This window comes from Microbacterium sp. FW305-3-2-15-F-LB2 (assembly GCF_058787255.1).
On record NZ_JBYSZO010000001.1, the window covers coordinates 3,563,495 to 3,587,840 of the forward strand.

Here is a 24,346-nt window from a genome sequence, read left to right on the forward strand (position 1 = left end):
AGCCCCCGAAGAAAGGGATGCCATGAAAGCAGTGCAGTACCGCGAGATCGGTAAAGGACCCGAAGTGGTCGAGATCGACGAGCCCCACCCCGGTCCCGGCCAGGTTCGACTCAAGGTCACCGCGGCCGGTCTGTGCCACTCGGACTGGTTCGTCATGGACCTGCCGGAGGACCAGTACACCTATGGCCTGCCCCTGACCCTCGGGCACGAGGGCGCCGGTGTGGTCGACGAGCTCGGCGAGGGCGTCGAGGGCGTGAACATCGGCGAGGCGTACGCGATCTACGGACCCTGGGGCTGCGGCCGTTGCCACGCGTGCGCGCAGGGCGCCGAGAACTACTGCCCGTACGCCGCGGAGCTGGGCATCACGCCTCCCGGGCTCGGCAGCCCCGGCGCCATGGCCGAGTACGTCATCGTGGATGACCCGCGTCACCTCGTGCCGCTCGGCGACCTCGACCCCGTCGAAACGGTGTCGCTGACCGACGCCGGCCTGACCCCGTACCACGCGATCGTCTCGGCGAAGGAGAAGCTGTACCCCGGGGCCGCTGCCGTGGTGATCGGTGTCGGCGGACTCGGACACGTGGGCGTGCAGATCCTCCGCGCCATCTCGCAGGCCACCGTCATCGCCGTCGACCTCGGCGAGGACAAGCTCGCCCTCGCCCGCGAGGTCGGCGCGCACCACACGGTGAACTCCGACGAGCACGCCGCCGAACGCATCCGCGAGCTGACGAACGGCCTCGGTGCAACGGCCGTGTTCGACTTCGTGGGCGTGCAGCCCACGGTCGACCTCGCCCGCCAGGTGGCCGGCATCGACAGCTTCATCCACATCGTCGGCATCGGCGGCGGAATCATGCCCGCCGGCTTCTTCTCCACCCCGATGGGCGCCGCGGTGCGCGCTCCGTACTGGGGCACGCGCGGTGAGCTGATCGAGGTGCTCGACCTCGCGCGCAGCGGCGCCGTGGGCGTCCACGTCGAGCGTTACAGCTTCGACTCGGCGGTCGAGGCCTACCAGCGCCTGCACCACGGTGAGGTGCGGGGCCGCGCGGTCATCGTTCCGTAAGCACGGCGTCGAGGGGGTGGCATCCGGAATCTCGGATGCCACCCCCTTTCGCGCTCCGCCCCTGTTTCGCTCCCGCTTCGGGCCCGCCCGCCCCGGGCCCCGCTCCGCCCCGTTTAGGGCGTGATTCTGCTGTTTGGGGCGCGAATTTCCCGCCCCGAACGGAGTCGCGCGCCCCAAACCCGGTCACCCGACCGGCACCCCATATCCGCGGCATCCGGAATCCGCACTGCGCACTACCGCGCATCGCGTGGTACTGTCCGAGGCAGACGAGCGAGAGGGGGCGGCGTGGATACGACGCAGCTGTTGAAGGGGGTGCTGGATGCCGCGGTGCTCGCGGTCGTGCAGCACGACGACGGATACGGGTACGACATCGTGCGGAGATTGCGCGACGCGGGACTCGGAGAGGTGGGGGATGCCTCGGTGTACGGCACCCTGCGCCGGCTCTACTCCGCGGGCGCGCTGTCGAGCTACGTCGTCCCGTCCGACGGCGGACCGCACCGCAAGTACTACGCGATCAATCCGCAGGGCCGCGAGTTGCTCGACGCGCAGCGCGCGAGCTGGGCGCACTTCTCCACCGCCATGACCACCCTGCTCGACGACACCACGCGACCGAAAACCCTGCGCACGATCGGAGACGCCCGATGATCACCACGCCCGTCCGCGACGACATCCGCACGTTCGCCACCGCGGTGCGCGCGCAACTCGACGACCTTCCCTCCGACGAGGTCGACGATCTGCTCGATGGCCTCGAGGCCGACCTCTCCGATCAAGCCATCGAGGCCGGCGACGCCTTCGAACTCCCGGATGCCACGACCTACGCCGCCGAGCTGCGCGCGGCCGCGGGGCTCCCGGAGCGCAGCGACACCGCCCCGACGGAGCGCACGCCGGTGCTCCAGCGCGTCACCGGGCTCGTCCGGTCCATCGACGCGCAGATCCGGCGCAACCCGGCGGCCGCGTGGACCCTCGACTTCTTGGCATCCCTCCGTCCGCTGTGGTGGATCCTCCGTGCGGTGGTGCTCTACCTGTTCATCGGCCCCTTCTTCTGGTCGGGGTACGGCTGGATGTCGGGACCGATCGCTTACCTCATCGGCGCGGTGCAGTTCCCGGGCATCGTGCTCATGGCGGCGCTGCTCCTCATCAGCGTGCAATGGGGACGCGGGCGCTGGGCCCCGAACCGGATCGCGCGGGGGATCCGCACCACCGTCACCGTCGTGGCGATACTGCTGACCCCGTTCACCTTGGTGGCGCTCGGATCGAGCCTGCAGTCGATGGTGTGGGACTCGTCGAGCAGCGCCTCCAGCGGGCCGTCGTACACGCCCGGCCTCTCGGTCGACGGACAGCGCGTGCGGAACATCTTCGCGTTCGACGCCGACGGCAATGCGATCCCGGCGGTGCAACTGTTCGACCAGGACGGCAACCCGCTCACGACCGTCGGCCGCGAGAACGGTCCGGCGTCCTTCGACAACTACTTCTACGGAGGCGGCGGACCCGTACCGGTGCCCTACACCGCCCCCGGTGCGAGCGACACCTGGAACATCTATCCCCTGCGCGAGATCCCGCCGGGCGTGATGTCGTGGGACCCCGCGACGGATGTCGCGAAGGCGCAGGCGACGACGTTCCCCTTCCTGCGGGTGCAGCCCGTTCCCACGGACGTGGCACCGACTCCCGGTTCGAACCCGCTGCCCAGCCCGACCACCGGGGCGGAAGCGGCTCCGGATGCCACCCCCACCCCGAGCGCATCGGCGACGCCGTGAGCGACGAGCCGCGCATCGTGAGCATCGACCTCACGCACCTCGTGATCGCTGCGCTGGAACAGGCGCACGACGAGGAGGACTAGGCATCCGCACACTCGGGGCGTGATTCGGCGAATTGGGGCGCACGAATCACGCCCCGTTCGCGTTCCCCCGCCCCGAGCCGGTCGGCATCCGAGTCAATTCGCGCGTCGACGACGGCGCGCGATCACCAGCACAGCCGCACCGATCGCGAGCAGCATGCCTCCGGCGAAGAGCGCGCCGTACGCGGGTGTCGACCCCGTCGCGCTCAACGCGGTGCCCGGCGGTTGCGCCACCCCGGGGGTGCTCGCCGAGGGCGAGACCGTCGGCGACGGGGAAGCCGTCGGCGACGCGGTCGGAGTCGGCGATCCCGTAGGGGTCGGGGTCGGTCCGGGCACGACGGTCACGACGATGGATGCCGTGGTGAACGGCGCACCGAAGAAGTCGGTGCCCGACCCGGTCAGCGTCACCGTGCCCGGCGTCGACCAGTCGGCACCAGCGGTGTCCCACGTGACCGGCACCGGCACACCCGACGCCGGCACACCGGACTTTGTCGCGTAGAGCGGGGTGACCTCCGCGGGGAGCTCCGGCGACGTGCCCGCGGTCGTCTTCGCCGTGAGCGGCTCGAATGACTGGATGACCGCCGGCACGGCGGGAGGGGCGTCGCTCGAGATCCACTGCACAAGCGTGCGGCTGAGATCGCGGCCCGACACCTCATTCGCGAGCGTCAGGAAGTCCTGCGTGACAACCGATGATGTGGCGTGCTTCGCGGTCCAGGCACGGAGCACGGCGTCGAATCCGTCGGGTCCGATGGCGTTCATCAGGGCGCTGTAGACGTAGGAGCCGCGCGTGTAGCTCTGGCTACCGAAGACCTGGGCGGGGTCGGTCCAACCGACCGTGGGGATCTGCCAGATGTCGGGGTCGCCATCGGGCCCGATGGCCTCTGTGGCCAGCTCACGGGGATCGGTCTGGGTGTGCACCTCCCACGCGTAGTACGACTCGAAGAACGAGGCCCCTCCCTCGCTGAGCCAGATCTCCGACCACGTGCGCGGACTCACCGAGTTGCCGAGCCACATGTGCGTCAGCTCGTGAAGCAGCGTCGTGTCGTCGATCCACCCGTCGAAGAACGGCCGGTCCTGGGTCTCGAGGGCATAACCGACGTCTGCGTAGTCGTAGATGAGGCCGGTGCTCTCGCCGGGGTAGGGTCCGAGCTTCGTCTCGAGCCAGTTGAGCATCGAGGTGATCCGGCCGCGCATGTCCGCGACCAGTGCCTTGTCCTCGTCAGAAGCATCGACCGTGACGAACGACAGCTCGGGCAGTACTCGTCCGCTCGCGAGCGTGATCGTCGATCCGAAGACGTCGTAAGGCCCGACCGCGAGCACGAGCATGGAGGTCGACAGCGGCGTGCCGACACTCCACGACCAGCGCGTGCGGTCGGCGCCCACACCCTCCCGACCGACGAGGTTGCCACTGCTCGCGACCGCCAGGTCTCGCGCATTCGTCTGCGTCGGTGCGGTGACCTCGATGTCGTAGGTCGCCTTGTCGCTCGGAGTGTTGTTGCTCGGCAGCCATGTCATCGTGCCCACCGGCTGGCCGAGCGCGACGACGCCGCCACTCGTCGGCATCCATCCCTCGAACGAGCCGTCCGGGTCTTGGTGCGTCCCGGGAGCACCGTGGTAGCTCACCTCGACGGTGAAGTCGCCGCTGACCGGCGCCGCGGGCGCGACGACCAGCTTGTGCAGGGTCGCGGCGGCATCGTCCTCACGGGTGAAGGCGGCCGCGGTTCCGTTGACGGACACGGCGTCGACGATGAGGCCCTCGAAGTCCAGGCGGATCGTGTCGAGCGTCGCCGCCGCGGAGGCCGTGATCGTCGTGACGACGGAGACGTCGTCGCTCGCGCGGTAGTCCATTTGCACGTCGTAGTGCTCGACGTCATAGTCGGCGGTTCCCACCTGGGGGAAGACGTCAGCGGCCGGTGCAACGGTGTCGGCCAGGGCGACACCGGGAAGTCCGGCGGCCAGGAATCCTGCCGTCAGCACCGTGACGGCGAGCGCACTCAGGGCGCGGGGTGTGGGGGTCATGGGAGGACACTAGACACACAGCGTTTCCTCAGGATTTCCGTGGGGAGAAAGCTGACGCTCGCAGCCACGGCCAGATTTCGGGCCCACCGACGGCGCCCCCGACGCAGCACGCCCGGCAGAAACCCACGCCGCCACCGCGGCGAAGCTCAGCCGCGCGCGGCCCACCACTCTCGAAGCCGCTTCTCGGCCTCGTCCTCGCCGAGCACGCCCTCGTCGAGTCGGAGGTCGAGCAGGAAGCGGTACGCCTCGCCCACTTCGCGCCCCGGCTTCAGCCCGAGCACCTCCTGAATGCGGTTTCCGTCGAGCTCGGGGCGGATCGAGTCGATCTCCTCCTGCTCGCGCAGCGCGACGATGCGGGCCTCGATGTCGTCGTACGCGGATGCCAGGCGCTGGGCCTTCCGCTTGTTCCGCGTCGTCACATCGGCTCGCGTGAGGATGTGGAGGCGCTCGAGTTCGTCACCGGCGTCGCGGACGTAGCGGCGGACCGCGGCATCCGTCCACGCCCCCTCGGCGTAGCCGAAGAACCTCAGGTGCAGCTCCACGAGACGCGAGACGACGGTCGTCGTGGCGGCGTCGAGCCGAAGGGCCTGCAGCCGCTTGCGGGCCATACGCGCGCCCTTGATGTCGTGATGGTGGAACGTCACGCCGCCACCGGGTTCGAGGCGACGCGTCGCGGGCTTGCCGATGTCGTGCAGAAGCGCGGCCAGACGCAGCGGCACATCGGGAGCAGAGCCGGGGTGCCGCTGCTGCTCGAGCGCGATCGCTTGTCGCAGCACGGTGAGCGAGTGCTCGTACACGTCTTTGTGGTGGTGGTGCTCGTCGACCTCGAGCCGCAGCGCGGGGATCTCGGGCAGGAACTCTTCGATGAGCCCCGTCTCGACGAGCACCCGGATGCCACGCACCGGGTCGTCCGTCTGCAGCAGCCGCACGAGCTCGGCCTGCACGCGCTCGGGACTCACGATCTCGAGCGTGCCGCGGAGCTCGGCGATGGCATCCAGGGTGTCGGGGTCGACCGCGAACTCGAGCTGCGACGCGAACCGGGCCGCACGCAGCATGCGCAGCGGGTCGTCGCCGAAGCTGACCGCCGGGTCGATGGGGGTGCGGAGGCGCTGCGCGAGGAGATCTTCGACACCGCCGGTCGGGTCGACCAGCGTGCGCGCGGGCACCCGCAGCGCCATGGCGTTGACGGTGAAGTCGCGGCGGCTCAGGTCGGCCTCGAGCGTGTCGCCGAACTCGACCGTGGGCTTGCGGGTCACACCGTCATAGCTGTCGGCCCGGTACGTCGTGATCTCGACCTGCTCGCCGCGGACCTTGGCCCCGATCGTGCCGAAGGCGCGGCCGACGTCCCACTGCACCGACGACACCGGCTTCACCAGCGCAAGGATCTCGTCGGGGCGCGCGTCCGTCGTGAAGTCGAAATCGTGAGTCGTGCGGCCGAGCAGTGCATCGCGCACGGGGCCGCCGACAATCGCCAGATCGCGCCCCGCCTCGGCGAAGACGCGAGCCAACGTCGCCACGACGGGATGCTCGGCGAGCTCGCCGAGGCGCGCGACACCGTCGGCCATGTTCAGCATGCCTTCGAGCCTAACCGGGGCCACCGACGCGCCGGAGTCCCGGCACCGCCCTTCCGGCCCGCGCGAACCCCGGGTTCCGCCCCCGGTTCCGCGAGGTCGCGCCCGCGCCCCACCGGGGTCCTCTCCCCGGTTCCGCGAGACTTCATCGGGCCGACATGTGGCCCGCGGTCTGCGTGAGGGTTGTCGGCGCGATGAAGTCTCGCGGAACAGGCCGCCCCACCCTCACGCGTCGGCGAACGTGAGGAACCCGGTGACGATGAGCTCGCGCACCCGCGGCAGGATGTCGGCGCGGAGCTCCTCGGCATCCACGTCCAAGAGCTGCGCGATCGCGTCGACGAGCGCGCCGACCGAGAGGTCGCCGTCGGAGGCTCCGACGAGCGCGGCGAGCGCCGAATCCACCTCGATCGTCCGGGCGAACCCGCCGCCCTGCCGCAGCTCGATGACCGACGGCGACTCCTCGCCCGGGCGGTGATGGCGGGCTTCGGTCACATCGGGGGAGAAGCGCAGAGTCGCGGATGCCAGTCCCTCGTCGTCGAGCAGAGCCGCACGGTCGTGATTCTCGAGGCATGCCGCGAGGTGCGGCCCGAATGCCGTATCGCCGCCCCCGGCGACGCGCTCGTACCGGGCGAGGGTGGGTGCGCCCGCGAGCGGACGCCGGAGCAGCACGTACCCGAACCCGACGCCCGTGACGCCGCGCCGCGCGAAGTCGTCGAGCCACGCGTCGATGAGCCGCGCGTAGTCGGGTGTCCCGGGCACGGTGCCGCCGTCGCGCACCCACAGCTCGGCGTAGGCGAGCGGGTCGAGCACCTCCCGCTCGACGACCCACGCGTCCAGGGAGGGATCCACCCACGCGCGAAGGCGATCGAGCCCCGACTCGCCGTCGCGGTACTCCCAGTTGCCCAGCGACTGCGCGACGCCACCGGGTTCGAGGTGCGCACCCACGCCCGCGATGACGGAGGCGACCAGCGCGTCGCCCTCGAGCCCACCGTCCCGGTACTCGTACGCCGGAACCCCGGCGACGCGCGGCGTGATCACGAACGGCGGATTGGATGCCACCCGGTCGAACGTCTCGCCCTCGACGGGCTCGAACAGCGACCCGAGCCGCGTCTCGATACCGTCGACGTCGTTGAGGAGAGCGTTCAGGCGGGTGAAGCGCAACGCGCGTTCGGAGATGTCGGTCGCGATCACGCGCGAGACCAGTCGCCGCAGGCGCAATGCCTGGATGCCGCATCCCGTGCCGAGGTCGAGCGCCGAGCCTCCGCGCCACGTGAGCTGCAGCTTCGCCAGCGTCTGCGAGGCGCCGCCGACCCCGAGGACGTGGTCCTCGGGCAGCGGCCCCCCGAGTGCCGCCTCGTCGAGGTCGCTCGCGATCCACCACTCGACGTCGCCCTCGGCGTCGGCGAACGGTTGCGGCCGGATGAGCGCCGCCGACACGACCCGATCGCCGTCGAGCGCGACGAGGCCGAGCCGGACGGCACCGGCGAGGCCGAGGCGCGGCAGGGCCGCCTCGGCATCTTCCCTCGAGACCTCGGCACCCAGACCCCACAGACGACCGAGCACGGCGAGAGCGTCGCGACGGTCGCCGAGGGCACGTTCGGCCGGTCCGCGCAGGCCACGGGCCACGGCGTCGTCGGCCTGGGCGCCCCACGCGCCACGGAGGGACGCCCCCGAGAACTCCGCGGAACGGAGGTCGTCGGCGAGCGCCCGGCAGAGGGTCGGGTCGGGTTCGGGGAGCACCGGTCCATTCAACCGTCTGCGCGAGGCTATCGGGGGGCTCCGAGGTACGCGGGCCTAGACTCGTCGCGGTGCGAGGCCCCCTCGCCCGACCAACGATCGTATGACCGTGACCTCCCTGCCTTCGGGCTCTCCCGCACCGCGGCGCTCTCTCACGCGCCGGTTGCTGGCGACCCTCGCGGTCGCAGCGATCGCGGTCGGGTTGGCCGTCCCGGCCGCGGCGACGGCCGCCACTCCGTCTCCCACCGTCTCCGCGAGCACAGCGCCACCGGTTCTTTCCGCGGCCCCGGCCGGCAACGGCATCCTGCGCCCGGGCGAGACCCTGGCCGTGCTGAGCACGTTGGCGAACCCCGGCGACGCGACCGTTTCCTCGAGTTCGGCGACCCTGTCGATCGGCACGGCGCCCCTCGCTGATGACGCGACCCTGACGAGGTGGCTGAGCGGTGACACGTCGGGCGTCGCGGTTCAGCAGATCGCGACGGGAACCCTGGATGCCACCAGCGCGGCGGCGCAGAACACGGTGTCGTTCACGGTGCCGGGTACGGATCCCTCGCTCGCCGGGCGCGCTGCCGGCGTCTATCCCCTGCTCGTGCAGACCACCGGGGGGACCTCGCTGCAGGCGCCGACCGTGGTCGTCATCCCGGCCGACGGTGCGACCACCCCGCTGGCCGTCGTCGTGCCGATCACGGCGGCTCCCCGCACGAGCGGGCTCCTGACGGCGAGCGAACTGGCCGACCTCACGGCGGTCGACGGCCCGCTGTCGGCGCAGCTCGACGCGGTCGATGGGACACTCGCCACCCTCGCCGTCGATCCGGCGATTCCTGCGGCGATCCGGGTGCTCGGGTCGGCCGCCCCTCCCACGGCGGTCGCGTGGCTCCAACGTCTTCTTTCTCTTCCCAACGACCGCTTCGCCCTGCAGTTCGGCGACGCCGACCTCTCCGCGCAGATTCGCGCGGGCCTGGCTACGCCCCTCGCGCCGACGTCGCTGCGGTCCTACATGACCGCGGCCGACTTCACGCAACCCGTCGCGTCCGTGACGACACCGAGTCCCACCGAGTCGGCCGCGCCGGGGCAGCCGTCGTTTCCCGACCTCGCGGCCCTGCTCGATATCGGCTCCACCGACCAGAACGTGTTCTGGCCCGCGACGGCGTCGGTCGACGCCGGAGTCATCAACGCGCTCGGCGCTCTCGGAACGGAGTCCGCGGCCGCTCGCGTGCTCGTCGCCTCTCGCAATCTCGCCGAAACTCCGACCACCGCGAGCGCAACGATCGGCGGAGTCTCGACCCTCGTCTACGACGCCGAAGTGTCGAGCGCGCTGACCACCGCCGCGGCCGAGAACGACACGGCGCGTCGCGGTGCGGCTCTGGCGGCCGCGTCGGGTCACCTCGCCTTCGCGCGCACGGGTACCGGCGACAGACCGGTCCTCGCCGTCCTCGACCGTGGAACCGATCGCTCGCGCGTGAGCTTGCGCGCAACGCTGGGCGCCCTGGCATCCGCGCCCGGCTACACCACCTCGACGCTCGCGGCGATCGAAGCCGCACCGGCGACGGAAGTCACCCTCGCTGACGCCGCGCCCGACGCCGTGCGGGCCGCCGACGTCTCGGCGCTCACCGCGGACGAGGGCACGATCGACCGCTTCGCGACGATCCTCGACGAACCCGAGCTCCTCACGGGGCGCGAACGCGCCGAAGTGCTGCAGGTTCTGAATGTCGCTTGGACCGGGGATGCCGCCCGCAAAGCCGTCGCCGACCACCGCGCCGCAACGCAGACCACCCTCGACTCGGTCGGCATCCTGTCCTCCGACTTCCGTCTCGTCAGCTCCAGTGCCCCCCTCCGTCCGTGGGTGCGCAACGACCTCCCGTGGCCCATCACGGTGGTGCTGCGGGCTCAGCCCGACGATGTGCGGCTGCGTGTGCAGGCGAGCACCCCGATCGACGCTCAGGCCGCCGCCAACACCCGCGTCGAGGTACCGGTCGAGGCCCGTATCGCCAACGGCGAGGTCGACGTCGCGATGCAGCTGTACAGCCCGACGGGCGAGCCGGTCGGTGCACGCCAGAGCGTGCAGGTCGAGGTGCGCGCCGAGTGGGAGAGCATCGGCCTCATCGTCATCATCGCGCTCGTGGTGATCTTCCTCGGCATCGGTGTCCTGCGGACCATCACCGGGCGGCGACGGGCACGGGCCGCTGAGACGGCAGCGGGTGACGATGCCACCGAGAGCGGCGGGGAGCAGAAGACGGACGCGTGAGCCGAAGCGGATCGCGTCGCCTCCCCGCACTCTGAATGGGGGTTCGTCCCCCGGCGCCAGCCCCCGACCGGCGGAATACTGCGGGGCTACCATGGGTTTCATCCGACGGAATCAACGAAGGGAACGCGCTACCGTGCGTCACGTCATCATCATCGGATCGGGCCCGGCCGGCTACACGGCCGCCATCTACGCTGCCCGAGCCAACCTCGAACCCCTCGTCGTCGCGAGTTCCGTCGAGGCGGGTGGAGACCTCATGACCACCACCGACGTCGAGAACTTCCCCGGCTTCCCCGATGGCATCCTCGGGCCCGACCTCATGGCGAAGATGCAGGCCCAGGCCGAGCGTTTCGGCGCCGAGGTCCTTTACGACGACGTCGTCTCCCTTGAGCTGGACGGCCCGGTCAAGAAGGTCACGCTCGGCAGTGGCAAGGTCCACGAGGCCGCGTCGATCATTTACGCCACCGGATCCGCCTACCGCAAGCTCGGCCTCGAGGGCGAAGAGCGCCTCTCCGGGCGCGGCGTCTCGTGGTGCGCCACGTGTGACGGGTTCTTCTTCCGCGAGCGCACGATCGCTGTCGTCGGCGGCGGTGACTCGGCGATGGAAGAGGCGAACTTCCTCACGAAGTTCGCGTCGAAGGTCTACATCATCCACCGCAAGGACACGCTCCGCGCTTCGAAGATCATGCAGGAGCGCGCCTTCGCCAACCCGAAGATCGAGTTCGTGTGGAACAGCGAGGTCGCCGAGATCCTCGGTGACGACGCCGTGAACGGTCTGCGTCTGCGCTCCACCGTCGACGGGAGCGAGCAGGACTTCGCCATCGACGGCCTGTTCGTCGCGATCGGCAACGACCCGCGCACGCACCTCGTGCACGACAAGCTCCGTCTCACCGACCAGGGCACGATCTGGGTCGAGGGTCGCTCCTCGCACACGTCGGTCGAGGGTGTCTTCGCCGCCGGTGACGTCATCGATCCGACCTACCGTCAGGCCATCACGGCCGCCGGCAGCGGCACGGTGGCCGCGCTCGACGTGGAGCACTTCCTCGCCGCGCGCGGTGAGGCGGGCGAGCCCGCCGTCGCCGAGAGCCCCCTCGACGGCCTCCCCGACCCCGCTGTCGTCTGAGGAATAAATCCGCGCTCACCGGGGTTTCAGCCGGTAACGCTTCCATCTAAGGAGAAATGCACATGACCGCCAAGGCGACGACCAGCGCGACCTTCGAGCAGGACGTCCTGCAGGCCGAAGGCCCCGTTCTCGTGGACTTCTGGGCCGAGTGGTGCGGACCGTGTCGTATGGTCAGCCCCGTTCTCGACGAGATCCAGTCCGAGAACGCCGATAAGATCACCATCGTGAAGCTCAACGTCGATGAGAACCCCGACCTCGCGATGAAGTACCAGATCACCTCCATCCCCGCGATGAAGGTCTTCGAGGGTGGCGAGGTCAAGACCACCATCATCGGCGCCAAGCCCAAGTTCGCCCTCGAGAAGGACCTCCAGGCGTACATCGGCTGATCCCCTTCGCAGCGAAAGCCCCGACATCCTCGCGATGTCGGGGCTTTTTCGTGCCCGGATGCCATCTGCCCGCCGTCGTGTCCTGACCGCGGAACAAGCGGCCTGGCGGCATCCTGGGGTCGGTTTCCCGCCTCGCCGGCGCTGGTCCGTCGTGCAGGCTACGACGCGTCCAGACGCACGGATGCGTCCCAGCGCCGGTGTGGCTCTTCATCGCCGAGAATGCGCCACACCGCGCGCGTCAGCGGAGGGTACTCGAGGGCGATCTGTCGCAGAACGCGATAGTTGCGGGATCGGTTCGGACGCATCCCCCCGTTCTCCGCGATGTTCTCGGCGCGCAGCGTGAGAACCACTAGCTCGTCGACGCTGGGAAGGTCTTCCATGAACTCCCACGGATCTTCACCGCCGCGGAGACGCTCGTGGATGAGGACGGCGAGCTCATCCGAGGCTTCGGCCCGCAGCAGCTCGAGGCTGGCGCGGCGGCGAGGGCTGTGGTCGTTCGCGGTCACCATTCCAGACTACGTCGGACACCGGACATCGGGCTCGGGAGACCGTCGGTCACAGCGTATGCCGAGAGAGGAATAGACCGAAGCTCAGCCGGTGTACCCTTCTTCGCCCAGAACGGAGAGGATGCGGTTGAGATCTTGGATGGTCGCGAAATCGATGCTGATCTGGCCTTTTCTCGCGGTGAGCGACACCTTGACCTTGGTGTCGAACTTGTCGCCGAGCCGCTCCGCGATAGTGTCCAGACCGGAACGGCGCGACCCTGCCTTCGACTTCTGGCGAACAGGTGCCACACCCGGCATCTTTGCGGCAGCTTCCGCCGCGCGCACCGACAGGTCTTCATTCACGATCTTGTCCGCGAGCTTCTGCATCTCCCGCGCGTCGTCGAGCGACAGGATGGCGCGGGCGTGGCCGGCGCTGAGCACTCCGGCGGCGACACGCTGCTGCACCGGCACCGGCAACTTCAGAAGGCGGATCGTGTTGCTGATCTGCGGACGTGACCGCCCGATCCTCGTCGCGAGCTCCTCCTGAGTGATGCCGAAGTCTTCGAGGAGCTGCTGATACGCGGAGGCTTCTTCGAGCGGGTTGAGTTGCGATCGGTGCAGGTTCTCGAGCAACGCGTCACGGAGGAGGTACTCATCCTCGGTCTCCCTTACGACAGCGGGGATCGATGTCAGACCCGCCTCGCGGGATGCGCGCGTTCGACGTTCACCCATGATGAGCTCATAGGTCCCGTCGCCCTTGTCGCGCACGACGACAGGCTGCAGGACGCCGAACTCACGTACGGAGTGGACGAGCTCGGCGAGGTCCTCGGGGTCGAAGTGCGTTCGGGGCTGCCGCGGGTTGGGAACGATCGTCGTCGGATCGATGTGGACGAGTCGTGCTCCCGGCACGGTCACGAGTTCGGCGTCCGCGGCACCGCTTGCCTCGCCGGTCGTCGACGTTGCGTCGGAGGCTTCCTTGGCTGTCTCGGATGCCGATGCCCCGGGGAAGAACACGTCGACCGGGCGCGCCTCCGACGACTCCGCCGTGGGGATGAGGGCACCGATACCGCGGCCCAGTCCGGTTCTCTTGGCCATCAGTCTTCCTTCGTGGTGGTGTCGCGCGCGACGATCTCGACCGCTGCTTCGCGGTAGGCGATCGCGCCCGCTGAGTGGCCATCGTACGCGATGACGGTCTGGCCGAAGCTCGGCGCCTCCGACACACGAACGGACCGGGGAATGACGGTATCGAGCACCTCGTTCGCGAAGTGCTCGCGTACTTCGTCGGCAACCTGCTGAGCGAGACGGGTTCGACCGTCGTACATCGTGAGCAGAATCGTCGACACGTGCAGCGCAGGGTTCAGGTGTTTCTGGATCATCTGCACGCTGCCGAGCAGCTGGCTCAGCCCCTCCAGCGCGTAGTACTCGCACTGGATCGGGATGAGCACCTCATCCGCCGCCGTGAAGGCGTTGATGGTAAGCAGGCCCAGCGAGGGTGGGCAGTCGATGATGACGAAGTCGAGGTGGTTGTCTTCGATGGCGAGGTAGTCGCGGAGCGCACCACGCAGGCGATGCTCGCGAGCAACCTGGGACACGAGCTCGATCTCGGCGCCGGCGAGATGAATAGTGCTGGGCGCGCACAGGAGGTTGGGGGACTCTGGACTCGTCTGGACGATGTCAGCGAGGGGGAACTCGTCGATCAGAACGTCGTAGATGCTCGCCGTATCCGCGTTGTGCGGCACCCCGAGTGCGGTCGACGCGTTTCCCTGGGGGTCGAGATCGATCACGAGCACTCGCGCTCCGAGCGACGCCAGAGCGGCGGAGATGTTCACTGCGGTGGTCGTCTTGCCGACGCCACCCTTCTGGTTGGACACAGTGAAGACTCGGGTGCGCCCGGACAGCCTCACCTCGGCTGCCTCCAGCGCCCGGCGCCGGGCCGAGAGATCGGCGATTTCACGCGCAATGGGGGAGTCCTCGAAGGAGGTGGAGCCTGACGACTCACCGGACTGTTTCACGTGAAACGCGCTCCTTCGTCTCGGGGACAACGTCCCAAGTCTACCGGCGTAGCGCGCCGCGCATGGGTCGTATGCATCTTGATCGGGCGCGCTTGGGGACGACTGGTGGGGCCCGTTTGCCCTGGCGCGCCCGAAAGCGCACGCGCACCGAGCGCACGCGGACGTGGCCACGCCCGTTCACGATGCCGTCCCGCTCGCCGCACCCATCCCGAGAGCGCCGGACCTACTCGGCCACATGGTGCACCCACACGGCAATGTGTGCGGCGATGACGCCGTCCGCATGGTGTGTACCGAGGCTGAGCCCGCTGCGAGAGCGTGCACGGGGGCGTTCTTGAGGATGTTTCACGTGAAACGTCTCTCTTCAAACGTCCCGCCACCATGTCAGGTTCCTGTCCCAGTCGCCTCCGGTGCCAACCCGTTGGTCGCCGACGACACCGCGATCGCCTTGCATCGGTTCACCCCACCCATCGCGCGCTGGACCTGCAGTGTGGTCTCCGGTGGATGAGCGCGGCCCGCGCGCAGCCCGCCGCACACTTCGTGCCGCTCGCGAAGCCGTAGGCACGGCCGAGCGTCCGTCAGTGTGTCGGTCAGGCCGTACATCCGGCGCCATTCCCCGGTCCGATATGTCAGCAGTGCTAGTGCGCTCAACCGACGAGTCCGGGAGGATGACCGTCCGCCCCACCGCATCGGGGGAGTGCGTCCGCTCGGTTCGCCGTTGGCGCGCGGGCACGCTTCCGACCGGACTCACTCCTGATTGCGCCTCTCTGCTCGGTCACTCCTCGGCGTTCCTCACTCACGCGCCGCGCACAGCGCAGACCGCCACTGTGGTGCGGTGCCCGCCCTTGACCCTTCGCTCCTCGGTGCGCCCAGCTCTGGCAGTCGCGGTCGCTCCCCGACACCTGCGCCAGCCTCTCGGCACCGACACCCGCCTCGCGACGCTGGCGCCCGCCCGCCGACACCCGACCCCGCCCCCGCGACTCCCACGCGCAGCCCTTTATCCCACTCACCCCCGGCACTCGCGCCCGCCCCCCCCCGGGCCGTCCCGGCCGCAGTCGATTGACTCCCGGTCCCTCCGGAACTGTCGCGCACTTCCCCACACTCCCGCACCGCAGCCCCATACCTCCCGCTGACCTGCGGGCACCACCGCACGACTCCGTGCACTGTCGTCCATCTGCCCACACTCTCGCGCCGCAGCCCCATGCGTCCCGCTGACCTCCGGGCACCGCCGCGCGCGTCCCTGCACTGTCGCCCACCTGCCGGCACTCCCGCGCCGCAGCGCCATGCGTCCCGCTCATCCCGTCGCGCACCGCACCCATCGAGCGACCCTGTCGGTTCTCAAGACTTCACACCGTGGCGCTCACACCGCTGCGCTGCAGACCCCAGGATCCGCATGGTCGCGCGTGCTTCGCGATCACCGTCCACGCTCGCCAGTGCGGCGAGGCCGATGGTGCCCCGCAGTGAACTCACTGAGCTCGGTCCGCTCGCCAGCCCCGAGTCGGTTCGCGGCACCCTTGCCAAACCGCCGGGGTGTAGCGACGAACGGCTCCGGCTCCGAGAGACCTGTCGTCGACCGTCGGGGGCCTGCGACTGTTCCCCGCCTGGGGGAGCGCCTAGGTGCCGTCGCCTCGCGCAACGCGGTGTCGATGCGGAAGTCTCCGCCGACTGCGGTCAGGGGGATCGTTCCTTACCTGGGCCCGGCGTGGCGGGAACGGTTCGAGCCCGACTGCCGTCGCCTGGCCCCGCCAGATATCTCGCACCATCCACAGCCCCGCGCCAGTGTTCCCTCCCGGGTGCCGGATCGCCCTGCGACTACCGACATCGCTGGCACCAGCTAATCCATGACGGTGTCCCGCACACACGCGCCGGACGGCGATCTCCGCTGCGGTCAGGTTTGAAGACGATCTCCGCTGGTCGAACCGGCGAACCTCGGAGCGGCGCGGGCCGGGCATGCGTGATTGACCCGCACCAGGCACGACGCCGACGATAAGCGGAGCGCCGACTCAATGGGACCGCGGAACGCGGGCGGCGATGTTTCACGTGAAACAGTCCGAACGAAGCACTCCAACAGACCCCCACCGCCGCGTTTTGGTTCGCTCCTGGACCGCCACCCGACATGCATGACGTGAACGGACGACGGTGGAGGGGCGTAGTTGCTGCGATGGAGGTCGCATCCCTCTCCTCTACGAGCCCCTCTACTCCCTGTGAGCACGCCCCTAGGCGAGACATGCGTCGTGCGAATGCACTCTGCGCGGTCGATTGAACTCGACATGCACTCTGATCCCACCGCGGCACCGCGCACGGGTCGATAGCGGCGCTGCATCTCCCCATTGCCCAACGAGGTGAACGCACCCGGGATCGTGCACCGTGAACGACACCCGGCACTGCCACGCAAGGCTCGCAGACCTCGTGCCTTCGCGAACCGCGGGGCGTGGCCAAACCATTGTGGTGTCGACACGACGCGACACAGGTTGTGCGCATGCCCATCGACAGATCTCGAGACAGTGAGAGAGAGATCCGTCCGTTCGAGGGAATGCCTCAATCCCGCGGACCACATTGGGGGCGTGGCGTTACCCCACCCCATAGCGACCGGACCGGTGATGCACGAACCGCTGCCACCGGAGCAGAGCCACCCAGGCCGACCGGCCTCACTTTGAGGTCACCGCCCGTCCAATCCTGTGCATCGCAGGTGATCTGGATGAGAGGTCCACCCCGCGCGCAGGTTCGTTCCCGTGCTGTGGTGTTCGTTTCACGTGAAACACTCGCTCGCCCATGACAAGTTGCGAGAGTCAGCTGCCATGCAATCAAGGAAGGCCATGGCTGGAAGAGGTGGCCGCGAAGGCCCATCCTCGGCATCCGTAGACACCAGCGGCTCAGCTGCCTATCGACGCTCGAACCCCCGCCAGTCCCAGGTGCTCACTGCCATGTGACTTCGCGCGCGCGAATTGCACTGTTTCACGTGGAACATTGAGCCCCGCCAACCGACCGAGATCGTGACCTCGCTCTCGTGAGCAGGGCCCGCGAACCCAGAGGGGCCACGGCCGGAGGCGGAATCTGCACCCGGCCGTGGCCCCCGCCGGCCTCCATCGCCTATCGCTTGGCACTGGCGAGCATTCTTGCGATCAGGGCCACCGCCGCGGCCACGATGATCGACGCGAGCGCGGGATTCATGTCCTTACCGAGACTCTGGGCCCGTTCGGGTCGCAGGATCCACAACACGAGCGCCGCGACGTAGGAGATGGCCACGGCCATCACCCACCAACGGAGCGCCCGACTGCGGGTGTCCCGCATCACGGCCACCACCGCCACCACCACGGGAACGGCGGCCAACAGCGCGAACTGGCCCAGGATGAGGATCGGAATCGACCACGCCGAGATGACGATCGCCGGGTGAGCCCGCCGCACTCGAGGCCGAGGACGAGGGGGAGTGGGGGCGAAGCTGAGTTTATCCATGATGCGACTGGTCCGTCGCTGGTCAGTGGCCAGTGCGCGAGAACATGGCCGCGATCATACCAACGAGAGCGAGTCCCGCCGCGCCGAGGAAGACCCAAGAGAACCCGGACGTCAATGCATCAGCCGAGACCACACCCTCGGCCAGCAAGGCGCCGGTGCGGGCAGTCGCCACTGACGCCAGGATGGCAAGGCCCAGAGCTCCACCGATCTGTTGACTCGTATTGACGAGCCCGCCCGCAAGACCGGCCTCTCCTCCTTCGACACCGTCCACCGCGAGCTGGGTCGCCGTCACGAACGCGCCGCCGAGACCGACACCGATGAGGATGCTCGGACCCAGGATGTGGAGGACGAAAACCGCGTCACTCGGCGAGTTTGCCAGCCACACCAGGCCGCCCGCGAGGATCACCAGGGAACCCATCAGCGTTCGCTTCAGGCCGACGGAACCGACGATGCCGGGCGCAAGACCGGCCACGATGACCAGAGCGCCGGCGAGGGGCAGCTGAGTGAGACCGGCCGTGAGGGCGTCGTAGTGGAGGACCGCCTGCATGTAGACGGAGAGCGCGAAGAACAGCGCCACCATCGCGCCACCGACAAGGAGCATCGTGAGGTTTCCCGACGTCAGGTTTCGGTTCCGAAAGACGGTCAGGGGAACCAGGGGATCGGCAACCCGGCGCTCGATGAGGACGAAGGCCACCGCGAAAAGCAGGGCCACAACGGCGAGCCCGATCGTCACGGGATGCCCGAAGCCCAGCTGTTCAACGGCACTCAGCGCACCGACGGATGAGAACAACGCGCCGGTGATCGTCGTCGCGCCGGGATAGTCGAGGCGAGTGGACGCGCCGGCTTGATCCCGACTCACGAGACTCGGGATGAGGACGATGACGAGAACTCCTACCGGGATGTTCACGAAGAACACGGCCTGCCATCCGAGCGCCGCGGTGAGGACACCGCCGAGAAGCACACCAGCTGCGGACCCCACTCCGGCGACGGCACCCCAGATTCCGAGAGCCTTGGTTCTATCTGCCGCGCCGGGAAAGAGCTGTGTCACCAAGGCAAGCGCTGCGGGCGCCAGAAGCGCCGCCGACCCGCCCTGCAGTGCCCGCGCACCGAGCAGCATCGAGCTGCTGAAAGAGAAACCCGCCAGCGCGGACCCACCGACGAAGCCGAGGATTCCGAGCAGGAACACCCGGCGATGTCCGTACCGATCAGCCAGCCTGCCCCCGAGGAGAAGAAGGCCGCCGAAGGGGAGGACGTAGGCCGTAATGACCCAGGCCAGCGCCACGGTGTCCACCCGAAGGTGCTCCCCGATGGCGGGAAGGGCGATGTTGACGATAGACGCATCCAACACCACCAGGAACTGCGCCAAAGCCAGCACACTCAGTGCCAACCATCGGTGCGTGCTTCGCGGGACCGTCTGGTGCTGGGGACCAGTTTCGAGAGCTTCTCGAGTGCTCATTTCCATCTCCATTCGTTGATGACGTGAGGGAGTGACTACTCACTCACTCTTGAGGGCAAAAGAAGGGAACATCGCCGAACGGGCGAGCTGCTAAGAACGGTGACGAATACCGTGCGACAGAATCGTGGCCCAGGTCTCGGGGATACTCTCGATGCCGGCGGTCACGATCAAGTGGCACAGCTGGCCGTAGGCAATGAAGCGCTGGACGGAATCGTCGCTGCCACCCGAACGCGTCTTCACGAAGGTCGTGACCTTCGCCAATCCCGCTCGGAGCGCGTCACCGATCTCAGCAATCTCTGCAACCGACTGCGCGTGGACCTGCAACCTGAGCAGAGCCCGGTCAGCGATCAGATCCGCGTACGCGCCGCCCATCGCGAACAGCACGGAATCGGCATCCTGTGCCTCTGCTGCATCCGCGCCTTTCTCGAGTGCATCGACGACCTGATCGAAGCAACTCTGCAGAGCTGCCACGAACAGACGCTCCTTGCTCGGATACAGCTTGAAGACGTACGCCGGGGAGATCTTCGCTTCACGTGCGACGTCGGCGATGGTCGTGGCGTGAAAGCCGCCGCGAGCGAACTCGCGAACCGCGACACCGGCCACGAGTGGCCTCCGCGCATCCGCGGTCGAAAGAACAGAAGAACGAGTGGGCACGGCAGTGACTGTACACTCACTTACCGCCGTGGACAAGGATCAGAGCTGCGAGCTCACGGCCGACAACCACTGCCCGCACGACGCACTCAGGATGATCCACCGCCGATCCTCCCGAAATCCGACGCCTTTCGAGACACTGGAGCATGGCTTCCGCATCGGGCGCTCCGCTCTCCCTCCCCCCGAGGAGATCCCCGGATATCGACGACGACTTCCGGACGGGTGTACTCGGGGACACCTGGGTGCCGCATTACCTGCCGCACTGGACGACGCCGGAGCGCTCGCGGGCGCGCACCTCCTTCAGTGAGCGCGGGCTCGAACTCCGGATCGACGCGGATCAGCCCGAATGGCGCCCCGAAGACGCGCCCTTACGGGTATCGAACGTGCAGACCGGGACGTTCTCCGGTCCGCAGGGGTCGACTCGGGGCACTCATCGGCACCGATCTGATGGATTGGTTGTCCGCACGGCTGTGCCCACCCGCCTACCGTTCGCGCCTGAAAGCGGTCGCGTGGACGTGACGCTTCACGCCAGTACAGACCCCGACTGCATGACCGCCATCTGGCTCGTGGGGACCGAGCATCGTGATCCCCGTGACTCGGGCGAGATCTGCGTCGTTGAGATCGACGCACACGCGGTCGGAGCACAGACCACGGTGAGGTGCGGTATCAAAGCCCACGACGACGATCGACTGGCCACCGAGATGGTCACGACATCCGTTCCTCATGACGCGAGCGGTGCCCTCACATGGACGGTCATCTGGGCGGAGGGGAGGACAGTGATCGGATGCGAAGGAGCTACCGTGCACATCACCGATCAGGCTCCGACGTACCCTCTGATCCTGATGATCGACATCTTCGAGTCGAGGGCCGGTCACGGGGTGTACCCGAAGTCTGCCGCGGTTCAGCGAGTGACAGCCTGGTCGAGTTGACGCCCGCAACGAGCTCGCGAGGTCAGCGTGTGACGGTCGCCGTCAAAACGCGCGTGGGCTCGTCGACGACACCCTCACCGACAACGTGGATCTCAACGTCGGTCACGCCGAACCGACGGATCTGCTTCTCCGCGGCATCCACCTCTGCCGCGACGTTCGCGCCCTTCAGATAAGCCAGTCTGCCCCCGACGCGTGCCAGCGGCGCCGTCCAGGGGATCAGCGTGCGCAGCGCACTCACCGCGCGGGCGGTCACCACGTCGAACACCCGCCCCTTGGCCCACTCCTCCGCACGCAGACGCTCAACGGTGACATTCTGGAGGCCGAGCGCGTCGACCTGTTCGGACAACCAGATCGTCCGCCGCTCCATCGGCTCGATGAGGGTGAAATCGACGTCCGGGCGGGCGATCGCGAGGACGAGGCCGGGGAGTCCCGCACCTGAGCCCACGTCGGCGACTCTCCCCGTGAAGAAGGGCGCCGCCACCGCGCTGTTGAGAATGTGGCGTGACCACAGCCGAGGGACCTCGAGCGGACCGATCAGCCCGCGCTCTTCACCGTGCGCCGCCAACGCCGCGGTGAAACGGCGCGCGAGATCGATGCGATCACCGAACAGCGTGACCGCGGCATCCGGTTCTTCTTCGAGTTCGTGCTCCACGTCGTCCGGATCAGCCGCGGCGCAGAACGGTGTGCCGGTCGGCTCCTTCACCGAAGGACTCGGATGCGTACCCGCGGTCCGCCGCAATGTCGTGCACGAGCTTGCGCTCGTAGCTCGACATGGCGGGGAGCGACGCCTGCGACGCACCCTCTTCGAGACGCTGGATCGCGCGGTCGACGAGGGTCTCGAGCTGACGCTGCCGGGCGTCGCGCGACCCGCCGATGTCGAGGATGAGACGTGAGAAGCGGCCGGTTGCGTTCTGCACCGCGAGTCGCGTCAGCTCCTGGAGCGCCTGAACCGTGTCGGGGTGAGACAGCGTCGACAGGGTCGAGGCGTCATCGGATTCCACCGACACATACGCCCGACCGGCACGCACGTCGAGGGCGAGGTCGCCGTCGATGTCGGCGATGTCGAGCAGGCCCTCGAGGAAGTCGGCGGCCACGTCGCCTTCCTGTTCAAGCTGCTCTTCGGTGGCGACCGTGTGGTCGGGGGCGATCTGTTCGGACGTCGTCATCATGGTCTCCGGGTGCTCAGGAGGGGGTGTCGGTGCCGGGCTTCGCCGTCGTCCGCGGTGCGGTTCCCGGCGCCTTGGTGGACTGCTGCTGCTTCTTGGCACGCTGCTTGCCCACCGGCTGCTGGCGCTTGGGCTGCGCAGCGCGGGCACGCTCTGCCTCTTCGAAGAGTCGCTGCTGCTCGGCCTCGTACTTCTCGATCGGGACGACCTTGCCGCTCGAATCGATCGCCTTGCCCTTGCGTGCCAGGCGCTCTTCGCGAGCCTTCGCCGCATCCGATCCGGGGGTGGGCATCTCACGGATGACGACGAACTGCTGGACCATCGTCCACAGGTTGCTGACGAACCAGTAGATGACGACGCCGAGCGGGAAGAAGACACCCGAGAAGATGAAGGCCAGCGGCAGGATGTACAGCATGATCTTCTGCATCTGGTACGCCTGACCGGTCTTGGCCTCGGGCGACAGGTTCTTCGAGATGATCTGCAGCTGCGTGAAGAACTGCGAAGCGATCATCAGGACCACGAGGGTCAGGAGGATCGCGACCGTGAACTGACCGTCGGGCTGACCCCACGCGGTGACCAGGTTCACGTGCATGGATGCCACGTCGAACAGGCGCGCATCGTAGAACTCGGTCGTCAGTTCGGGCGTGAGGAGTCCCACACCGCCCTGGCCGGCGGCGGCGTGCTTGGACACGTCGTTCAGCACGCTGAAGAGAGCGAAGAAGATCGGCATCTGCACCAGCAGCGGAAGGCAGCTGGAGACGGGCGTCGTGCCGTGCTTCTTGTACAGCGCCATGGTCTCGCGGCTCATGGCCTCGCGGGAGAGCTGATCGCGCTTGCCCTTGTACTTCTCCTGCACCTTGCGGAGCTCGGGGGCGATCTCCATCATCTTGCGCTGGCTCTTGATCTGCCGAACGAAGAGGGGGATCAGAGCGGCGCGAACGATGAGCACGAGGCCGATGATCGACAGCACCCAGGTGAGACCTGCCGCCGGCGCCAGACCAATGGCCGTGAACAGCGTGTGCCAACCGACCAGGACGAGTTCGACGAGCCACTTCAAGGGCCAGAGGACGATTCCAATGAGATCCGGCACGGATCAGTCCTTTCGGGAGGGCACGACGAAGCCGTGCGGAGTGAGTTCGTGACGGAAGGCGCGGTGAGGACGGACGTCGTCGATGCCTCCCTGAGCCCAGGGGTGGCAGCGGGCGAGGCGGGCCGCAGTCAGAGCGGCTCCTTTGACGAGTCCGTGCTGCTGCACGGCGCCCACCGAATAGGCGGAGCAGGACGGGTAGTACTTGCACACGTCGCCGTAGACGTGCGAGATGGTCGCGCGATACGCGTGCAGAAGAGCGAGACCGGCGTTACGGGGGAGAAGCGGAATGGATGCCGCAACCGACGACCATTCCAGGTGACCGACACCGGTGGACGAAGTGGGGAGCGTCGACGTACTCACACTGCGGCCTTGCGCTGGAGGCACCGGACGACGTCGGCGCGGAGATCGGCGTAATCCACGGAGGCCGCTGAGGGGAGCGCTCGGATGACGACGGAGGCGCCCCCGCGAACGAACGGGAGCGCCTCGGCGCATACCGCCTTCAGACGGCGGCGAACGGTGTTGCGTGTGACGGCGGAGCCGACCTGGCGACTCACGATGAAGCCGAACCGCGCGGGACCCTCGTCCGGCACAGTGCCGACGTAGGTCACCGTGTGCGTTCCGGCACAACGAGAACCCCGACGGACGGTGGCTTTGTAATCCGATCCGCGGGTGAGTCGGTTCGGCTTCGCGAGCACTAGGTGGGTCAGGCCGAGAGCTCGGTGCGGCCCTTGGCGCGGCGCGCCGAAAGGATCGCGCGGCCGGCGCGGGTACGCATGCGGGCGCGGAAGCCGTGCTTCTTGGCGCGGCGGCGGTTGTTGGGCTGGAAGGTGCGCTTGCTCATGGGGTCACTCCGGAGGTGATGTCACCCGATGCTCTTCTGCCGGGGGACGTGGTCGGGACTGCCGTGTAGGCATAAGTCAACCGACTAAGGCTACGTCGCGCGGGACGTTAACTCAAACCGAGGAGCCCGACCGCTCATTATCCCCAAGCGTCGTCCACACCCGTGGCAAAGACACGCGACCGCGTTCTACAGTTGATTTTGCTCCGTGCGGACCGCGAACTAGCGTGGCCCCGGAAGTTATCCACAGGTTCGGCGCGCTGCACGTCGACAGTATCGCGCCGAGGTCCCGGAGGGGAT

Annotated in this window: 22 protein-coding genes; 7 read left to right on the top strand and 15 right to left on the bottom strand. The window is 68.3% G+C overall.

Features of this window, described 5'->3' with window-relative positions:
* Nucleotides 1–22 precede the first annotated feature (22 nt).
* From AC3WLZ_RS17175 to AC3WLZ_RS17185, 3 genes are all read left to right on the top strand, one after another.
* Nucleotides 23–1,057 carry an NAD(P)-dependent alcohol dehydrogenase gene (locus AC3WLZ_RS17175; RefSeq protein ID WP_492470914.1) on the top strand — a complete coding sequence of 345 codons (1,035 nt, stop codon included), beginning with the start codon at nt 23–25 and terminating at the stop codon, nt 1,055–1,057.
* A gap of 285 nt (nt 1,058–1,342) precedes the next feature.
* A complete protein-coding gene (locus tag AC3WLZ_RS17180; protein ID WP_412923084.1) occupies nt 1,343–1,702 on the top strand; it encodes a PadR family transcriptional regulator in 360 nt (119 codons plus the stop codon).
* Entirely contained in the window at nt 1,699–2,811 is a 1,113-nt protein-coding gene (locus tag AC3WLZ_RS17185; protein ID WP_492470915.1) for a hypothetical protein, read from the top strand. Before AC3WLZ_RS17180 ends, AC3WLZ_RS17185 begins: the two co-directional genes overlap by 4 nt.
* 176 nt (nt 2,812–2,987) lie before the next feature.
* On the opposite strand, the gene AC3WLZ_RS17190 is transcribed toward AC3WLZ_RS17185, so the two are convergent.
* The 3 genes from AC3WLZ_RS17190 to AC3WLZ_RS17200 all read right to left on the bottom strand — a co-directional run bounded on the left by AC3WLZ_RS17190 (nt 2,988) and on the right by AC3WLZ_RS17200 (nt 8,221).
* Nucleotides 2,988–4,910: a M1 family aminopeptidase gene (locus AC3WLZ_RS17190; RefSeq protein ID WP_492470916.1), complete on the bottom strand. Its 1,923-nt coding sequence runs from the start codon at nt 4,908–4,910 to the stop codon at nt 2,988–2,990.
* Between the two features lie 146 nt (nt 4,911–5,056).
* Nucleotides 5,057–6,484, bottom strand: a complete 1,428-nt coding sequence (locus AC3WLZ_RS17195) for a CCA tRNA nucleotidyltransferase (RefSeq protein ID WP_492470917.1) — start codon at nt 6,482–6,484, stop codon at nt 5,057–5,059.
* A 222-nt stretch (nt 6,485–6,706) separates the two neighbouring features.
* The gene (locus AC3WLZ_RS17200) at nt 6,707–8,221 is read right to left on the bottom strand and encodes a DUF7059 domain-containing protein (RefSeq protein ID WP_492470918.1); all 1,515 of its coding nucleotides are present in this window, start codon (nt 8,219–8,221) and stop codon (nt 6,707–6,709) included.
* A gap of 106 nt (nt 8,222–8,327) precedes the next feature.
* On the opposite strand from AC3WLZ_RS17200, the gene AC3WLZ_RS17205 reads away from it, so the two are divergent.
* The 3 genes from AC3WLZ_RS17205 to trxA all read left to right on the top strand — a co-directional run bounded on the left by AC3WLZ_RS17205 (nt 8,328) and on the right by trxA (nt 11,969).
* Nucleotides 8,328–10,463, top strand: coding sequence for a DUF6049 family protein (locus tag AC3WLZ_RS17205; RefSeq protein WP_492470919.1), 2,136 nt, complete (start codon nt 8,328–8,330; stop codon nt 10,461–10,463).
* Nucleotides 10,464–10,596: 133 nt separating this feature from the next.
* On the top strand, nt 10,597–11,583 hold the full coding sequence (gene trxB / locus AC3WLZ_RS17210) for a thioredoxin-disulfide reductase (RefSeq protein ID WP_412923090.1): 987 nt from the start codon (nt 10,597–10,599) through the stop codon (nt 11,581–11,583).
* Nucleotides 11,584–11,645: 62 nt separating this feature from the next.
* Nucleotides 11,646–11,969, top strand: coding sequence for a thioredoxin (gene trxA / locus AC3WLZ_RS17215; protein WP_412923091.1), 324 nt, complete (start codon nt 11,646–11,648; stop codon nt 11,967–11,969).
* A 158-nt stretch (nt 11,970–12,127) separates the two neighbouring features.
* Here trxA and AC3WLZ_RS17220 read toward each other — a convergent pair whose 3' ends face one another.
* The 6 genes from AC3WLZ_RS17220 to AC3WLZ_RS17245 form a co-directional block, all read right to left on the bottom strand.
* Nucleotides 12,128–12,475 (bottom strand): tryptophan synthase subunit alpha, encoded by a 348-nt coding sequence (locus AC3WLZ_RS17220; RefSeq protein WP_412923092.1) that lies wholly within the window; start codon nt 12,473–12,475, stop codon nt 12,128–12,130.
* A gap of 84 nt (nt 12,476–12,559) precedes the next feature.
* Nucleotides 12,560–13,549, bottom strand: a complete 990-nt coding sequence (locus AC3WLZ_RS17225; protein WP_492470920.1) for a ParB/RepB/Spo0J family partition protein — start codon at nt 13,547–13,549, stop codon at nt 12,560–12,562.
* Nucleotides 13,549–14,466, bottom strand: a complete 918-nt coding sequence (locus AC3WLZ_RS17230; protein ID WP_492470921.1) for a ParA family protein — start codon at nt 14,464–14,466, stop codon at nt 13,549–13,551. Before AC3WLZ_RS17230 ends, AC3WLZ_RS17225 begins: the two co-directional genes overlap by 1 nt.
* Before the next feature lie 3,087 nt (nt 14,467–17,553).
* The gene (locus tag AC3WLZ_RS17235; RefSeq protein WP_492470922.1) at nt 17,554–17,916 is read right to left on the bottom strand and encodes a hypothetical protein; all 363 of its coding nucleotides are present in this window, start codon (nt 17,914–17,916) and stop codon (nt 17,554–17,556) included.
* A 22-nt stretch (nt 17,917–17,938) separates the two neighbouring features.
* Complete coding sequence (locus tag AC3WLZ_RS17240) at nt 17,939–19,372, bottom strand: MFS transporter (RefSeq protein ID WP_492470923.1); 1,434 nt, start codon at nt 19,370–19,372, stop codon at nt 17,939–17,941.
* 90 nt (nt 19,373–19,462) lie between these two features.
* A complete protein-coding gene (locus AC3WLZ_RS17245; RefSeq protein WP_492470924.1) occupies nt 19,463–19,975 on the bottom strand; it encodes a TetR/AcrR family transcriptional regulator in 513 nt (170 codons plus the stop codon).
* 596 nt (nt 19,976–20,571) lie between these two features.
* On the opposite strand from AC3WLZ_RS17245, the gene AC3WLZ_RS17250 reads away from it, so the two are divergent.
* On the top strand, nt 20,572–20,952 hold the full coding sequence (locus tag AC3WLZ_RS17250; protein ID WP_492470925.1) for a hypothetical protein: 381 nt from the start codon (nt 20,572–20,574) through the stop codon (nt 20,950–20,952).
* 22 nt (nt 20,953–20,974) lie between these two features.
* On the opposite strand, the gene rsmG is transcribed toward AC3WLZ_RS17250, so the two are convergent.
* From rsmG to rpmH, 6 genes are read right to left on the bottom strand one after another with little or no spacing between them, the layout of a single operon-like run.
* Complete coding sequence (rsmG, locus tag AC3WLZ_RS17255; protein ID WP_492471004.1) at nt 20,975–21,604, bottom strand: 16S rRNA (guanine(527)-N(7))-methyltransferase RsmG; 630 nt, start codon at nt 21,602–21,604, stop codon at nt 20,975–20,977.
* Nucleotides 21,605–21,614: 10 nt separating this feature from the next.
* A complete protein-coding gene (locus AC3WLZ_RS17260; protein WP_492470926.1) occupies nt 21,615–22,121 on the bottom strand; it encodes a Jag family protein in 507 nt (168 codons plus the stop codon).
* 13 nt (nt 22,122–22,134) lie between these two features.
* Nucleotides 22,135–23,208 (bottom strand): membrane protein insertase YidC, encoded by a 1,074-nt coding sequence (gene yidC, locus AC3WLZ_RS17265; protein WP_412923100.1) that lies wholly within the window; start codon nt 23,206–23,208, stop codon nt 22,135–22,137.
* 3 nt (nt 23,209–23,211) lie between these two features.
* Nucleotides 23,212–23,568: a membrane protein insertion efficiency factor YidD gene (gene yidD / locus AC3WLZ_RS17270; protein WP_412923101.1), complete on the bottom strand. Its 357-nt coding sequence runs from the start codon at nt 23,566–23,568 to the stop codon at nt 23,212–23,214.
* A complete protein-coding gene (gene rnpA / locus AC3WLZ_RS17275; RefSeq protein ID WP_492470927.1) occupies nt 23,565–23,903 on the bottom strand; it encodes a ribonuclease P protein component in 339 nt (112 codons plus the stop codon). Before rnpA ends, yidD begins: the two co-directional genes overlap by 4 nt.
* An 8-nt stretch (nt 23,904–23,911) precedes the next feature.
* Nucleotides 23,912–24,049 carry a 50S ribosomal protein L34 gene (rpmH, locus tag AC3WLZ_RS17280; protein WP_022879826.1) on the bottom strand — a complete coding sequence of 46 codons (138 nt, stop codon included), beginning with the start codon at nt 24,047–24,049 and terminating at the stop codon, nt 23,912–23,914.
* Nucleotides 24,050–24,346: the final 297 nt, after the last annotated feature.

Coding starts and splice junctions, on each gene's coding strand:
- AC3WLZ_RS17250 (WP_492470925.1), top strand. CDS start 20,572: ATGACCGCCATCTGGCTCGTGGGGACCGAGCATCGTGATCCCCGTGAC.
- AC3WLZ_RS17175 (WP_492470914.1), top strand. CDS start 23: ATGAAAGCAGTGCAGTACCGCGAGATCGGTAAAGGACCCGAAGTGGTC.
- AC3WLZ_RS17225 (WP_492470920.1), bottom strand. CDS start 13,549: ATGGCCAAGAGAACCGGACTGGGCCGCGGTATCGGTGCCCTCATCCCC.
- AC3WLZ_RS17260 (WP_492470926.1), bottom strand. CDS start 22,121: ATGATGACGACGTCCGAACAGATCGCCCCCGACCACACGGTCGCCACC.
- AC3WLZ_RS17185 (WP_492470915.1), top strand. CDS start 1,699: ATGATCACCACGCCCGTCCGCGACGACATCCGCACGTTCGCCACCGCG.
- trxA (WP_412923091.1), top strand. CDS start 11,646: ATGACCGCCAAGGCGACGACCAGCGCGACCTTCGAGCAGGACGTCCTG.
- rpmH (WP_022879826.1), bottom strand. CDS start 24,049: ATGAGCAAGCGCACCTTCCAGCCCAACAACCGCCGCCGCGCCAAGAAG.
- AC3WLZ_RS17240 (WP_492470923.1), bottom strand. CDS start 19,372: ATGAGCACTCGAGAAGCTCTCGAAACTGGTCCCCAGCACCAGACGGTC.
- AC3WLZ_RS17195 (WP_492470917.1), bottom strand. CDS start 6,484: ATGCTGAACATGGCCGACGGTGTCGCGCGCCTCGGCGAGCTCGCCGAG.
- AC3WLZ_RS17190 (WP_492470916.1), bottom strand. CDS start 4,910: ATGACCCCCACACCCCGCGCCCTGAGTGCGCTCGCCGTCACGGTGCTG.
- AC3WLZ_RS17235 (WP_492470922.1), bottom strand. CDS start 17,916: ATGGATAAACTCAGCTTCGCCCCCACTCCCCCTCGTCCTCGGCCTCGA.